Annotated in this window: 15 protein-coding genes; 11 read left to right on the forward strand and 4 right to left on the reverse strand. The window is 73.9% G+C overall.

Annotated features, from left to right (window positions below; genetic code table 11):
• Window positions 1-115 precede the first annotated feature (115 nt).
• From O2V63_RS10245 to O2V63_RS10255, 3 genes are all read left to right on the forward strand, one after another.
• Window positions 116-733, forward strand: a complete 618-nt coding sequence (locus O2V63_RS10245) for a hypothetical protein (protein WP_269167433.1) — start codon at window positions 116-118, stop codon at window positions 731-733.
• A gap of 69 nt (window positions 734-802) precedes the next feature.
• A complete protein-coding gene (locus O2V63_RS10250) occupies window positions 803-1,489 on the forward strand; it encodes an amidase family protein (protein WP_269167434.1) in 687 nt (228 codons plus the stop codon).
• Entirely contained in the window at window positions 1,414-1,680 is a 267-nt protein-coding gene (locus O2V63_RS10255) for an amidase family protein (protein WP_269167435.1), read from the forward strand. The genes O2V63_RS10250 and O2V63_RS10255 overlap by 76 nt, the downstream gene beginning before the upstream one ends.
• A gap of 12 nt (window positions 1,681-1,692) precedes the next feature.
• Here the strand turns inward: O2V63_RS10255 and O2V63_RS10260 are convergent, their stop codons facing one another.
• Window positions 1,693-2,436 (reverse strand): SDR family oxidoreductase, encoded by a 744-nt coding sequence (locus tag O2V63_RS10260; protein ID WP_269167436.1) that lies wholly within the window; start codon window positions 2,434-2,436, stop codon window positions 1,693-1,695.
• 124 nt (window positions 2,437-2,560) lie between these two features.
• Here O2V63_RS10260 and O2V63_RS10265 point away from each other — a divergent pair, with 124 nt between their 5' ends.
• Together O2V63_RS10265 and O2V63_RS10270 are read left to right on the forward strand one after the other, a co-directional pair.
• Complete coding sequence (locus tag O2V63_RS10265; RefSeq protein WP_269167437.1) at window positions 2,561-3,400, forward strand: helix-turn-helix domain-containing protein; 840 nt, start codon at window positions 2,561-2,563, stop codon at window positions 3,398-3,400.
• Window positions 3,401-3,420: 20 nt separating this feature from the next.
• Window positions 3,421-4,254: a DUF2332 domain-containing protein gene (locus tag O2V63_RS10270; RefSeq protein WP_269167438.1), complete on the forward strand. Its 834-nt coding sequence runs from the start codon at window positions 3,421-3,423 to the stop codon at window positions 4,252-4,254.
• A 21-nt stretch (window positions 4,255-4,275) separates the two neighbouring features.
• Here O2V63_RS10270 and O2V63_RS10275 read toward each other — a convergent pair whose 3' ends face one another.
• Window positions 4,276-5,280, reverse strand: coding sequence for a LacI family DNA-binding transcriptional regulator (locus O2V63_RS10275; RefSeq protein ID WP_269167439.1), 1,005 nt, complete (start codon window positions 5,278-5,280; stop codon window positions 4,276-4,278).
• A gap of 179 nt (window positions 5,281-5,459) precedes the next feature.
• On the opposite strand from O2V63_RS10275, the gene O2V63_RS10280 reads away from it, so the two are divergent.
• Genes O2V63_RS10280 through aroQ form a run of 6 tightly spaced genes read left to right on the forward strand, consistent with a single transcriptional unit; the run spans window position 5,460 to window position 10,719 of the window.
• The gene (locus O2V63_RS10280) at window positions 5,460-5,945 is read left to right on the forward strand and encodes a TRAP transporter small permease (protein ID WP_269167440.1); all 486 of its coding nucleotides are present in this window, start codon (window positions 5,460-5,462) and stop codon (window positions 5,943-5,945) included.
• Window positions 5,942-7,216 (forward strand): TRAP transporter large permease, encoded by a 1,275-nt coding sequence (locus O2V63_RS10285; protein WP_036338524.1) that lies wholly within the window; start codon window positions 5,942-5,944, stop codon window positions 7,214-7,216. Before O2V63_RS10280 ends, O2V63_RS10285 begins: the two co-directional genes overlap by 4 nt.
• Window positions 7,213-8,175 carry a shikimate dehydrogenase gene (locus O2V63_RS10290; protein WP_269167441.1) on the forward strand — a complete coding sequence of 321 codons (963 nt, stop codon included), beginning with the start codon at window positions 7,213-7,215 and terminating at the stop codon, window positions 8,173-8,175. The genes O2V63_RS10285 and O2V63_RS10290 overlap by 4 nt, the downstream gene beginning before the upstream one ends.
• Window positions 8,176-8,198: 23 nt before the next feature.
• Window positions 8,199-9,230 (forward strand): DctP family TRAP transporter solute-binding subunit, encoded by a 1,032-nt coding sequence (locus O2V63_RS10295; RefSeq protein WP_269167442.1) that lies wholly within the window; start codon window positions 8,199-8,201, stop codon window positions 9,228-9,230.
• On the forward strand, window positions 9,227-10,264 hold the full coding sequence (locus O2V63_RS10300; RefSeq protein ID WP_269167443.1) for a phosphotriesterase family protein: 1,038 nt from the start codon (window positions 9,227-9,229) through the stop codon (window positions 10,262-10,264). The genes O2V63_RS10295 and O2V63_RS10300 overlap by 4 nt, the downstream gene beginning before the upstream one ends.
• Entirely contained in the window at window positions 10,261-10,719 is a 459-nt protein-coding gene (gene aroQ / locus O2V63_RS10305) for a type II 3-dehydroquinate dehydratase (protein ID WP_269167444.1), read from the forward strand. The genes O2V63_RS10300 and aroQ overlap by 4 nt, the downstream gene beginning before the upstream one ends.
• Before the next feature lie 16 nt (window positions 10,720-10,735).
• On the opposite strand, the gene O2V63_RS10310 is transcribed toward aroQ, so the two are convergent.
• Together O2V63_RS10310 and O2V63_RS10315 are read right to left on the reverse strand one after the other, a co-directional pair.
• Window positions 10,736-11,530 (reverse strand): hypothetical protein, encoded by a 795-nt coding sequence (locus O2V63_RS10310; RefSeq protein WP_269167445.1) that lies wholly within the window; start codon window positions 11,528-11,530, stop codon window positions 10,736-10,738.
• Window positions 11,527-13,461, reverse strand: coding sequence for a bifunctional sugar phosphate isomerase/epimerase/4-hydroxyphenylpyruvate dioxygenase family protein (locus O2V63_RS10315; RefSeq protein ID WP_269167446.1), 1,935 nt, complete (start codon window positions 13,459-13,461; stop codon window positions 11,527-11,529). The genes O2V63_RS10310 and O2V63_RS10315 overlap by 4 nt, the downstream gene beginning before the upstream one ends.
• Window positions 13,462-13,593 lie beyond the last annotated feature (132 nt).

Below are 13,593 nucleotides of genomic sequence, written 5' to 3' on the forward strand. Positions count from 1 at the left end.
AGGCAGTGCTCAGGAAGCGCACAGGCAGCGCACGTGGCGCACAGAGCCCGGGGGGTCAGCGTGGTCGGCACATCCCCCGGTCGTCCTCCGACGACCCGACCGACAGGACTCCACCGTGAAGATCCGCAAGACCGTCGCCGCCCTGGCCCTCTCCGTCTCCCTGGCCCTCCCGCTGGCCGCCTGCGGGACCGCCGACGACTCGGCCGCCGCCAGCACGTCGACCACCTCCACGGAGTCGACCACCTCCACCGACTCGACCACCTCCACCGACTCGCCGTCCGAGACGACCGGCTTCGGCGGCGGGATGCCAGGCGGCGGTCAGGGCGGCCCCGGCGGGTCCGTCGACGTCTCCTCGGTGACCACGGAGGAGCAGCTCGTCGAGCTCGTCCAGGACGCCTACGGCGACCCCGGCCTCGACCTGCACCGCGGTCACCAGCCGGTGGAGGACGTCCTCGACGAGGTGCTCGGCATCTCCCACGAGGAACTGCACGTCCGGATGGACGCCGGGCAGGGCCTGGCCGAGGTCGCCGAGGACCTCGGCGTCGACCCGCAGGAGCTCATCGACGGCATGGTCGCGAAGTACGGCGTGGCGATCGACACGCTGCTGGCCGACGGCACGATCACCCAGGCGGAGGCCGACCAGTACCTCGCCGACCTCGAGACGGCCTTCGAGTTCCGGGTCACCTGGGACGGCGAGGCGGCGACGCCGACCTACTCCGGCCTCGACGCCTGACCCCGGGACCCCGCCGCCCGACCGGCGTACAGGGGCCTGACAGCGGCGGGACGTGCCACGATCCCGTCCGTGGAGTCCTCGTCGCTGGACCAGGTGCGTCAGCAGGTCATCGCGTCCTCGGCCGAGGCGGTGGTCGCGGCCAGCGGGCAGCGGGCCCGGGAGGTCGCGGAGCTCGGCGTCTTCCTCTCCCTCGCCGACCACCCAGAGCCGGGCGAGGGGCTGCTGGCCGGTGTCCCGCTCGCGGTCAAGGACAACCTGGACACCCGCGACCTGCCCACCACCGGCGGGACGCCGGCCCTCCGGGACTCCCGGCCGGGGCGGGACCACCACGCCGTGGCACGACTGCGTGCGGCCGGCGCGGCCGTGCTCGGCAAGACGAACCTGCACGAGCTCGCCTTCGGCATCACCAGCAACAACGCGGCCTTCGGGCCGGTGCGCAACCCGCACGACCCGGCTCGCTCGGCCGGGGGCTCCTCGGGCGGGTCCGCCGTCGCGGTGGCGACCGGGGTCGTGCCGATCGCCCTGGGCACCAACACCGGCGGGTCGCTGCGGGTGCCGGCGGCGCACTGCGGAGTCGTGGGGTGGCGTCCCACGACCGGCCGCTGGGGCACCGGCCGGACCGTCCCGATCTCCCGCACCCGGGACACCGCGGGCGTGCTCGCCACCTCGGTCACCCCACCGTGCCCCTGCCCCCTCCGCCACTCGGGGACGACGACACGACCGAGCTCAACGGGCGTCAGGTGCCGGTCTTCCTGACCACCATCCGGAACACCGGGCCCGGCTCGACCGCGGGCATGCCCGCCATCTCGCTGCCGGCCGGGACGACGCCCGCCGGCCTCCCGATCGGGATCTCGCTGGAGGCCCTGCCCGGTGAGGACACCGCCCTGCTGGCGAGCGCCCGGCTCGTCGAGGCCGCCCTGGACCGTGGCCGGGCTCCGGTCAGCTGAGCAGCCGCGTGCTCACCGCTGCGCCGCCGGGCGGAGGACGATCTCGTTGACGTCGACCTCTGCGGGCTGGGCGAGGGCGTAGGAGATCGCGCCGGCCACGGCATCGGCCGGGATGGCGTTCGCCCGGTAGGTGCGCATCAGCTCCTGGGCCCCGGGGTCGGAGATGGTCCCCGCGAGCTCGGACTCGGTCACCCCCGGGGTGATCGTGGTGACCCGGATGCTCGGGTCGGCCTCCTGGCGCAGCCCCTCGGTGATCGCCCAGGCCGCGTACTTGGTGCCGCAGTAGACCGCGGCCGTCGGCGACACCGCGTGCGCGCCGATCGAGGCGAGGGTGACGACGTGGCCACTGCCCTGCCGCTGGAAGTGCGGGAGGACTGCGGCGATGCCGTACAGCAGGCCGCGGACGTTGACGTCGATCATCCGGTCCCACTCGTCGACGAGCAGCGCGTCGAGCCGGGACAGCGGCATCAGCCCGGCGTTGGCGACCAGGACGTCGAGCCGGCCGTGCCGGTCGACGATGCCGGCGACGGCTGCGGCCGTCGCCGCCCGGTCGGTGACGTCGAGCTCCAGCGGCTCGACCCGGCCGCCGGTCGCGGCGCACTCGGTGGACAGCTGGGTCAGCCGCTCGGTGCGGCGGGCGGCTGCGACGACGAGGTGTCCCTCGGCAGCGAGCCGCCGGGTGGTCGCCGCGCCGATGCCGCTGCTGGCGCCGGTGACGAGCACGACCCGCGCGGTGACCGGGGTGGTGGTGGTCATGGTGTCCCTCCTGTCTGGGGTGTGGCTCCACCGTCGTCCGGCGCGATCGGCTGCGGGGTGCCGCCGTCCTCCTGGGTGCGTGGCACCCACCCGGGCGCGTTCCGCGGGCCCTACGGTCGAGGGCATGTCAGCAGGCGAACTGGGCGAGTTCCTCCGCGCGCACCGCGCGCTGGTCACGCCCGCGCAGGTGGCCCTCGCGCCGGGGCTGAACCGCAGGGTGCCGGGGCTGCGGCGCGAGGAGGTGGCGCTGCTGGCGGGGGTGAGCGTCGACTACTACGTCCGGCTGGAGCAGGGCCGCGAGCGGCGCCCGTCGGTGCAGGTGCTGGACGCGCTCAGCGGCGTGCTGCTGCTCGACGACGACGCCCGGCTGCACCTCTACCGGCTGGCCGACATCGCACCCCGGCCGGTCACCGACCGGTCCCCGGAGCGCGTCGACCCCGACCTCGTGCAGCTCATGGACGCCTGGCCGGAAAACCCCGCGTTCGTGCTCGGCCGCAGCTACGACGTGCTGGCCCGCAACCGACTGGGCGCGGTGCTCCTCGCGCCGTTCACCCACTCGGACAACCTGCTGCTCAACGTGTTCCTCGACCCGGCCGCCCGGCGGTTCTACGCCGACTGGTCGCGGGCGGCGGTCAACACCGTCGCCGGCTTCCGGCTGCAGTCCGGGGCGGTGCCCGGGGACCCGCGCGCCCGGCACCTCGTCCGCCACCTGACCGACCAGAGCCCCGACTTCGCCCGCATCTGGGCCCGGCAGGAGGCGCGGGGGAAGAGCGCCGAGGTCAAGACGTTCCTGCACCCCGACGTCGGCCGGCTGACCCTTCGGATGCAGACCCTCGACGTCCGCAGCTCCCCGGGACAGCAGCTCGTCGTCTACCTCGCCGAACCCGGCTCCACCGACGCGGACGCCGTCCGGCTGCTCGGCACGCTCGCCGCCGACCGGGAACAGGGAGTGCACGAGCACTGACACCACCCGTCGGGACGGCGATGCTGTCCCTCGACGCAGCGGTCGACACGTTGCTCCAAACGATCGACGAGGTGGTGGGCATGGCCGTGCGCCGGACCCAGACGTTCGAGAGCGCCCGCTGCGCCGTGCTGTACCCGGCGCTCGCCGAGGCGGCGCACCGGGTGGGCGCGGCCGCGGTCGGGCTGGTCGACGTGGGCTGTTCGCCCGGGCTGGACCTCCAGGTCGATCGGGTGGGCCTCACGTACGGCAACGGCCAGGTGCTGGGCGACCCGTCGTCCCCCGTGCAGCTGTCGGCGGCGATACGCGGAGACCGGCGGCTCCCGACGCGGGCGATCCCCGACGTCGTCGCCCGGATCGGCATCGGTCGCGATCCGCTCGACGTCACCGACGCCGATGACGTCCGCCGGCTGCGCGCCTGCCTGACGCGGGGTCAGCCGGAGCGGGCTGCGGAGCTCGACGCGGAGCTGGCGCTGGCGGCGACGGCCCCACCGCTGCTGCTGCGCGGCGACCCCGTCGAGCTGCTCGCCGAGGCGGTCGCCCGGGTGCCCGGCGACGCCCTGCCGGTGGTCACCACGACGTGGGCGCTGTCGCAGCTGCCGCTGGAGCAGCGCCTGCGCTTCCTGCACCGGCTCGACGACGCGGCGGCCGGACGCCCGGTGGCGTGGGTCTCCGCCGAGGGCGTCGGCGTCGCACCGGCGGTTCCGACCCTCGGCGACCGCCGCGCGTCCGGCCACAGCATCATCGGCCTGGCGCTGGTCGAGCAGTCGACGCTGCGGACCGAGGCCGTCGGTCGCTGCTGGTCCCGCGGCCGCCTGCTGTCCTGGCTGGCCCCTGCGGGGTCGCCGGCACCGTGACGCGGGGGGTGCTCGGCCTGGTCAGCCGTCCGGCCGGCCACCGGTCCTCGCGCTGCCGGTCGACCTGCGCAGGATGAGCTCGGAGGGCACGACCAGTTCCGGGGCGTGGTCCCGGGGATGCTCCATCGAGTTCAGCAGGATCTCCACCGCCGCCCGCCCGACGTCAGCGTGCGCACCGCCGAGCGTGGTCAGGGTCGGCGTGCACAGGTCGGCGGCGAAGATGTCGTCGAACCCGACCACGCTCACGTCCGCCGGCACCTGGACACCTCGGTCGGCCAGCCGCCGCAGCACCCCGATGGCCAGCAGGTCGTTGTGCGCGATGGCCGCGGTCGCGCCGGTGGTCAGCGCCGCATCGGCGGCCGCGCCCCCGCTGGCGACGGTGGGGGCGAAGGGGCCCATCCGCTGCGCGTGTAGACCCAGCTCCGCCGCGGCTCCGCGGATGGCCGCCCAGCGGCTCGCCGCCGTCCACGAGTTGCGCGGGCCGGCGAGGTACACGACCGAGCTGTGCCCGAGGGACGCCAGGTGGGCGACCATCTGCCGGCACCCCTCGGCGTGCTCCAGGACGACGCTGGCCAGACCGGGCACCCGGCGGTTGACCACGACCACCCGGTGGCCGGCCGCCAACTGCAACAGGTCCTCCTCCGGCTGACGGCTGGCGGCGAGCAGGAAGCCGTCGACCGAGCGGGTCAGCCGGTTGATCTGCTCCAGCTCGATCCGCGGCGACTCCTCCGCGTTGACCAGGACGAGCGTGTAGCCGGAGGCCTTGGCCCGCATCTCCGCGCCCCGGATGAGCTCGAAGAAGTGCGGGTTCGTGATGTCCGAGACCACCATCGCCACGGTCCGGGTCCGGCGGGACACCAGCGCCCGGGCGTGCGGGTTGGGCTGATAGCCGAGTCGGCGGGCCACCTCGAGGACGTGCTCCCGGGTCACCGCCCCGACCCGGTCGGGGTTGCTGAACGCCCGCGACACCGTGGAGGTCGCGACGCCGGCGGCCTGGGCGACGTCGTAGATCGTCGAGCTCTTCATGTGCACATCACGGTCAGGTTACGAGAACGTGGCAACACGTGGCAACCGTTTGCCGTCTTGAGCGACGGCTTCGTACGGTCCCCCGGTGCTGTGACGGGCAGCACAGAGGCGGAGAGAGGTTGGCGATGACCGGAGCTCACGGAGGGACCACCGCCCGGCGCAGACCGGCGTGGATCTCGGTGATCACGAAGGTGGAGCTCGGGCTGGCCGCGACGGCGCTGGCGGTGCTGTTCGTGCTCGTGCTCGTGCAGGCCGCCCAGCGCTACCTGCCGGTCGGCGGCTGGTCGTGGACCGGCGAGCTGGCGCGGTTCTGCCTGGTGTGGGTCACGTTCACGGTGGTCGGGGTGCTCGTCACCACCGACTCCCACATCGCGCTGCAGCTGGTGGACAACGTGAAGAACCCGAAGGTCGTCCGGTTCGTGCGGGTCCTCGCCAGTGCGATCGTGGCCGTGATCGGCGCCGGCTTCGCCGCGGAGGCATGGGAGCTGATGTCCTCGCAGGGCCAGCTCAAGTCGCCGTCCCTGCGCATGCCGCTGACCTTCCTGTACCTCTTCCCGTTCCTCGGCTTCCTCAGCACGGCCATCCGGGGTGCCGTGGCCGCGGTGCTCTTCGCCGTCCGCGGTGTGCCGGCTCCGGTCGGGACGACGGAGGTGCGGCCGGCATGAGCCTCCTGCTGCTGACCATCGCGATCGTCGTCCTGCTCTTCGTCCGCGTCCCGGTGGCGTTCGCCTTCCTCGGCCCCTCGCTGGCCTACATGCTGCTCACCGGCCAGTCCCTCGGCCTCAGCCTCCGGCTGATCGTCAACGCGACGGCGAGCTTCCCACTGCTGGCCGTGCCGCTGTTCATCCTGCTCGGCGTCATCGCCAACCGGGGCGGCATCGCCGACCGGCTCTTCGACTTCGCCCTGGCGCTGCTGGGCCGGGTGCGCGGCGGGCTGGGCTACGTGAGCGTCGGCGTGAGCCTCGGCTTCTCCTGGATGAGCGGCTCGGCGGTCGCCGACGCCGCCGCCCTCGGCAAGATCCAGATCCCGGCCATGGTGCGCAACGGCTACCCGCTCCGCTTCGGGCTGGGCGTCACCGGCGCGGCCTCGCTGATCGCCCCGGTGATGCCGCCGAGCATCCCCGCGGTCATCTTCGCCGGGCTGGCCGCGGTCTCGACCGGCGGGCTGTTCGCCGCCTCCGTCGTGCCGGCGCTGCTGATGGCCTTCGGCCTGTGCGTCGTCGTCTTCTTCCTGGTGCGGAAACAGCCGGACATCGTCCGGACCGACTTCTCGATGCGCCAGCTGGTCGTCACCGGACGACGGGTCATCGGCCCGATCCTCGCCCCGGTGATCATCCTGGGCGGCATCCTGGGCGGCTTCTTCACGCCCACCGAGGCGGCCGCCGTCGGCGTCGCCTACATGCTGGTGCTCTGCCTGGCCTACCGGAGCCTGAAGGTCCGGGAACTGCCCAAGGTGCTCACCGAGACGGTGACGACGACCGGCGCGATCATGCTGATCGTCTCCTCCGCGTCCCTGCTCGGCTACATCCTGGCCCGCGAACGCGTCCCTCAGATGCTGGCCGAGAACGTCTTCGGGTTCACCGAGAACGCCACGGTCTTCCTGCTGATGACGGCGATCCTGATGCTCGTCCTGGGCACGGTGGTGGACCCGACCGCCGTCCTGGTGCTGGTGGTGCCGATCCTGCTGCCGATCAGCGCGAGCTTCGGCGTCGACCCGATCGTGCTCGGTGTGCTGATGATCGTCGCGCTGATGATCGGGCTGCTCACCCCGCCGGTCGGCACCGTGCTCTACGTCCTCAGCTCGGTGGCCGAGACGAAGGTCAGCGAGGTCTTCCGCGGCTGCCTGCCGTTCATCGTCCCGCTCGTCGTGATCCTCGGGCTGATCATCGCCTTCCCCGACGCCGTCCTCTGGCTGCCGGGGGTGCTGGGCCTGTGACCGGCTCCGCACCGCAGACAGGTACACCCGCTCCGCGCCGGTCCTTCCTCGCCGGGCTCCTCGGTCAGGGCATCGGGCCGTCGCTCTCCCCCGAGCTGCACGAGCGGGAGGGGGCCCGGCAGGGCCTGCGCTACACCTACAAGACCGTCGAGCTGCCGGACGACGCACTGCAGCCGGACCACCTGCGGAGCCTGCTGCGCGCGGCGGTGGAGCTGGGCTTCGACGGGCTCAACGTCACCCACCCGGTCAAGCAGGTGATGGCACCGCTGGTCGACGAGCTGGCTCCGGAGGCCGCCGCCATCGGCGCGATCAACACGATCGTGATCGAGGACGGCCACACCCGGGGTCACAACACCGACGTGACCGGCTTCGCCGCCGCCCTGCAGGCCGGGCTGCCCGGGGTCCCGCTCGAGCGGGTCGTCCTGATCGGCGCGGGCGGTGCGGGGGGCGCCGTCGCGCACGCCCTGGTCAGCCAGGGCGTCCAGCAGCTGTCGGTGGTGGACCGCGACGCGGTGCGCGCCGAGAAGCTGATCGGCGCGCTGGCGGCATCCGGCAGCCAGGTCCCAGCGGCGGTCTTCCCGCCGGAGGAGCTGCCCGGCCTGCTCGCCGACGCCGCAGGCCTGGTCAACGCCACCCCGATGGGGATGGCGGCCCACCCCGGCACCCCGGTGCCCGTCGACCTGCTGCGCGCCGACCTCTGGGTCGCCGACATCGTCTACCGCCCGCTGCTGACCCAGCTCGTGCGGGAGGCGACCGCCCGCGGGTGCCGGGTGATGACCGGTGCCGGGATGGCCGTCAACCAGGCGGCCGACTCCTTCGAGCTGTTCCTCGGCCGTGCCGCGGCACGACCGGCCATGTTCGCCGACTTCGACCAGCTCGTCGCCGCCGAGATCGACGGCGACGCCCCGACGCCCGACCCCGCACGACCGCTCGACCAGACCCACCCGACCGAGCACTGAGAATCCCAACGAAGGGAAAGACCATGCCCAACCGTCCCCTCCCCAAGCGCCCGCTCCTCGCGGCCTCCGCCCTGCTCCCGCTCCTGCTCGCCACCGCCTGCGGCGGCGACGACGCCGGCGGCGGGGACGCCGGCGGTGCCGGCGGCGAGGTGGAGCTGACGCTCGCGCACAGCTACACCGAGGCACAGCCGCAGCACCGGTGCGGTGCGCAGGTCATCGCCGACGAGCTCGAGGCCGCCGACGTCGGCGTGACCGTGGAGATCTTCCCGAGCAGCCAGCTCGGTGGCGACGCCGACCGGATCCAGTCGGTGATCTCCGGCGACATCGACCTCGACATCCAGGGCGCCTCCGCGCTCGGGGCGGTCTACGAGCCGATGAGCGTCGTCGACGCGGCCTACGCCTTCGACGACGGCGAGCACCTCGCCCGGTTCTTCGGCAGCGACGCCTCCGACGAGCTGACCCAGGGGTTCGCCGACTCCACCGGCGCCAGCGTGCTCGGTGCCTGGTCCGCCGGCGCCCGGCACTTCACCGCCGGCCAGGCGATCCGCGAGCCCGCCGACCTGGAAGGCCTGCGGATGCGGTTCCCCAACTCGCCGCAGTACCTGATGAACGCCCGCGCCCTCGGCGCGGACCCGACCGAGGTGGCCTACGAGGAGCTGTACCTGGCCCTCCAGCAGGGCATCGTCGACGGTCAGGAGAACCCGATCGTCAACATCGACGCGCAGAACCTCGGCGAGGTGCAGGACTACCTGAGCCTGTCCGCCCACCAGGAGAACTCCAACCTGGTCATCGCCGGCCCGGGGGTCGAGGAGCTGTCCGACGAGCAGCGGGAGGCGCTCGACGCCGCGGTCGCGGCAGCCGTCGAGCAGGTGCCCGAGTGCGTCGCGGAGGACGAGCAGCAGGTCCTCGACGAGTGGACCTCCGGCGGCGAGTTCGAGGTCGTGGAGGACGTGGACGTCGACGCCTTCCGCACCCAGGCCGAGGAGTACCTGCGGGCCAACCTGAGCGAGGAGCAGCTCAGCGTCTACGAGGCCATCCGCAACTCGGCCGAGTGACCGACGCTCTCCGCACCCACCCCCGGGGCGACTCCGCGAAGGAGCGCCCCGGGGCGGTGGTGCAGACCTTCCGCGGCCCGGTGCACCCCGACCAGCTCGGGTCGACCCTGGTGCACGAACACGTCTTCGTCGACAGCCCGGAGCTCGACCTCAACCACCCGCACCCGGAGTGGGAGCCGGACACCGCCGTCGACCGGGCCGTCACCGCCCTGACCCGGTTGCGCGACCTCGGCGTCCGCACGGTGATCGACCTGACCGTCCTGGGCCTCGGCCGGGACGTCGCCCGGCTGCTGCCCGTGGCCGAACGCGCCCCGGTGCACCTGATCGCCTCGACCGGCTACTACACCGCCGACGTGCTCCCGCCCTTCTTCCGCACCCACGGGCCGGGGCTGCTGGTCGACGGCCCCGACCCGCTGATCGAGTTCTTCCTGCACGACATCGAGGAGGGCATCGCCGGCACCGGCGTGCGGGCCGGGATGCTCAAGGTCGTCACCGACGAGGAGGGCATCACCGAGGACGTCGCCCGGGTGATGACCGCCGCCGCGGTGGCCGCCCTGCAGACCGGCGTCCCGATCACCACGCACAGCCGCCCGGCGCTGCGCAACGGGCTGGACCAGCAGGCGTTCCTGCGGAAGCGCGGCGTGCCGCTCGACCGCGTGGTCATCGGCCACTCCGGGGACACCGAGGACCTGACCTACCTCCGGGTGCTCATGGACGCCGGCTCGACCATCGGCATGGACCGGTTCGGCATGGAGCACGTCCTGCCCGACGAGCGCCGGGTCGCCACCGTGCTGGCGCTGCTCCGGCTCGGGTACGCCGACCGGATGGTGCTCTCGCACGACGCGGCCTGCTTCAGCCGCGTCACACCGCCGTCGTGGCGCGCCGCCCACGCACCGCACTGGCGTTTCGAGAACCTCCCGACCCGGGTGGTCCCGATGCTGCTCGCCGGCGGGGCGACCGAGGACGACGTCCACCAGATGACGGTGGTCAACCCGGCCCGACTGCTCACGCCGCACCCGAGGAGGACGTCATGAGCTCGGTGCTCGTGCTCAACGGCCCGAACCTGGACCTGCTCGGCACCCGCAAGCCGGAGGTGTACGGCTCGGCCACGCTGGCCGACGTCGAGCAGCTGTGCCGGGTGCGGGCGGCCGAGCTGGGGCTGGACGTGGAGTTCCGGCAGTCCAACCACGAGGGCCAGCTCATCGACTGGGTGCACGAGTGGGGCCGGCGCGTCCGGGACGGCCTGGCGATCGGCGCCGTCTACAACCCCGGTGCGCACGCGCACACCTCCCTCGCCCTGCGGGACGCGATCGAGGGGGTGGAGCTGCCGGTGGTCGAGGTGCACATCTCGAACGTGCACGCCCGCGAGCCGTTCCGGCACCACTCCTTCATCTCCCCGGTGGCCCGGGGCGTCGTCGTCGGGCTCGGCGTCCTCGGGTACCCCCTGGCGCTGACCGGCCTCGCTGAGCTGGCCCGCCAGCAGCGCTGACCCCCGGGGCCTGGGGTCAGCCGGCAGCCAGCCGGCGGGCGCGCGCCCGGGGGTGTTCGAGCATCTCGTCGACCAGGCCGTGCAGCCGGTGCAGTCGGGCGGTGGGGTCGTCGGTGAGCACGCCGACGGAGTCGTCGCCGCCGAGCGCCACCGGGACGTGCGGCGGGAGCGTGGCGAGCAGCCCGGCCGTGGCCGCACCCGCCCCTTCGACCTGCCGGGCGCTGAGCCGGACGTAGCCGAGGGACTCACCGAGCACGTCGACGGCCGCCTCGACCTCGGCCGGCGTGCAGATGTCCACCGGCACGTCCAGGACGACGCCGCCACCACTGGGCCGCACGACGGCCGCCGCGCCGGCGAGCAGGTCCGGGCGGTCGACCGGCAGCGGCGCGAGCAGCGGCAGGAGCCGGTACGGGCGGGCCTGCTCGACCAGCCGGCCGAAGACGTCGACCTGCTCGGCGAGACCCTGCTCGGCGGCGGCGTCCGGACTGAACCGGGCCGTCACGTGGCGGGCCCCGAACCGAGCCCCCAGGTCCAGCACCCGCCCGTGGGTGGCGTGCACGTGGTCGTCGGGCAGGTTGCCGCCGAGCTGGACCCGGCCGACGTCGAGCACCGTCACCCGGGTCTCGAGCAGCTCGTCGACGAGCCGCTGCAGGTTCCGTTCCCCCGCCCCGCCCGACCACCAGGGCTCCACCTCGGCCACAGCGCCGACGTGCAGGCCGATCGAGTCCCAGCCGGTGCCGGCCAGCAGCTCGGTGAGCTCGACGGGACTGCGCGGGTGCACCACGGACTGGTGCACGGCCAACCGGTTCACGACACGTCCGTCCTCTCGATCCTGGCGGAGCCGACCGGCGACACCGGCGCCACCGCCGACGCGCGCCGCTGACGGCGGTGGGCGGTCATCCGGACCGGCGCATCGGCGTTCCCGTACCCGTCGTAGCCGCCCAGCCGCTGCACCACCATGACGAAGAGCCGGTCACCGAGCACCTCCGTCGCCAGGTGCAGGCAGGCGCCGTGCGCGTCCTCCTCGTACATCAGGCCGTGCTCGCGGACGGCCGCCAGCAGGTCGGCGGGGAGGTCGAACCGGGCCTCGAGGTCGTCGGCGTAGTTCTCCGGCAGCCGCAGCAGCGGGGCGCCGGCGGCCCGCAGCCGCTCCGCTGTCGCCACGACGTCGTCGGTGCCGAAGGCGAGGTACTGGGGTTCGGGGACCCGGGGAGCCCAGCCGCCGCGGCGCAGTGAGGAGGCGGAGAGGGTCAGCCGCACCGCCCGGTCGGGCCCGGTCACCGCCCGGGTGCGCACCAGCCCGAAGGGCGCGGCCAGCTCGGTGACCTGCTGCGGCTCCAGGCCGAGCACTGCCCGGTAGAACAGCCCGGCCTCGTCGAAGGCGTCGAAGGGCTGGGTGAGGGCGACGTGGTCGATGCCGGTGAGGCCGGCGCCCGGCGCGGGCGGGGCGCCGGTGGGCAGGAAGTCGGCCGGCCAGCCGTCGGGCCCGGTGCGCGTGAAGAACACCTCGGTGCCGTCGGGCGCGGCGACCGCGGACAGCTCGGCCTCGGCCGCGCCGCGCGTGCGCGGCAGCACCGGCGCGCTCATCGCCTCGGCGCGCACGGCCGAGCGCCCGGGGTCGCTGCTCTCCAGCCCCAGCGCGGAGACCGCGGCCTCCCCGGGTGCTCCGGGCCGCACGACGGAGGCGTTGAGCAGCACCCGCGCCGCCCCCTGCTCCCACAGCTGCACCGGCTTGGACCGGTGCTGACCGGTGTGGGTGAACCCCAGGGCGGTCAGCGCCTGCCCGACCTGCGGCCCGGAGACGCCGTCGACGGCCAGCTCGGTGAACGACCAGCCGGAGAACTCCGGTGCGGCCGGCGGCGGGCGGAGGCCGGCGGCGGGGTCGACCAGCGCGAGCGCCTCCTCGAGCCACTGCAGCGAGCGCATGGCGTCCACGGCGGTCCGGGCCGGGTCGGACTGGCGGTACACGTCGTTGAACACCTCCAGCGACAGCGGCCCGCGGTACCCGGTCGCGAGCACGGCACCGAGGAAGCCGGCCAGGTCGAAGGCGCCCTGCCCGGGGAAGAGCCGGTGGTGCCGGCTCCACTGCAGCACGTCCATGGTCAGCTGCGGGGCGTCGGCCAGCTGGAGGAAGAAGACCTTCTCCCCCGGCACCGCGGCGAAGCCGCTCGGGTCCCCGCCGCGGGACAGCACGTGGAAGCTGTCCAGGCACAGTCCGAGCGCAGCGGCGTCGGCCCGGCGGACGGCGTCCCAAGAGGCGTCCCAGGTCGAGACGTGCCGGCCCCAGGCGAGCGCCTCGTAGGCGATCCGCAGGCCGCGCAGCTCGGCCCGGGCCGCGGCCGTCGAGAGCTGCTCGGCGAGCTGGTCGACGTCGGCGACGGCGTCGGGAGCGACCGAGGAGCAGACCAGCACGGTGTCCACGCCGAGCGCGCCCATCACGTCGAACTTCCGCTCGGCACGCCGCAGGTTGGCGGCGAACCGCGCGGGGTCGGTCGAGTCCAGGTCCCGGAAGGGCTGGTACAGGTCGATCGACAGGCCGAGGTCGGCGCAGCGGGTGGCCAGTTCGGCCGGCGACCACGGGGAGGCGATCAGGTCGGGCTCGAACACCTCGATGCCGTCGAAGCCCGCGGCCGCCGCCGCGGTGAGCTTGTCCGCCAGGGTCCCGGACAGGCAGACCGTGGCGATCCCCCGGCGCGGCCGCGCGGAGGGGGCGGCGCCATCTGCGGGACGGGCTGGTGGCATGGACCCTGCTCTCCTATGTACCAAGCGGTGAGTTACCGACACCCGACCACATCGGACGGCGGTGCGCCAGTCCCCGCCGACGCCGGGCACCCGGTCGCCGCAGCCGCTCGGCGCGGGGTGTGCATAGGCTCC

Source organism: Modestobacter sp. VKM Ac-2977 (genome assembly GCF_026968045.1).
In the GTDB taxonomy this organism is placed as follows: domain Bacteria; phylum Actinomycetota; class Actinomycetes; order Mycobacteriales; family Geodermatophilaceae; genus Modestobacter.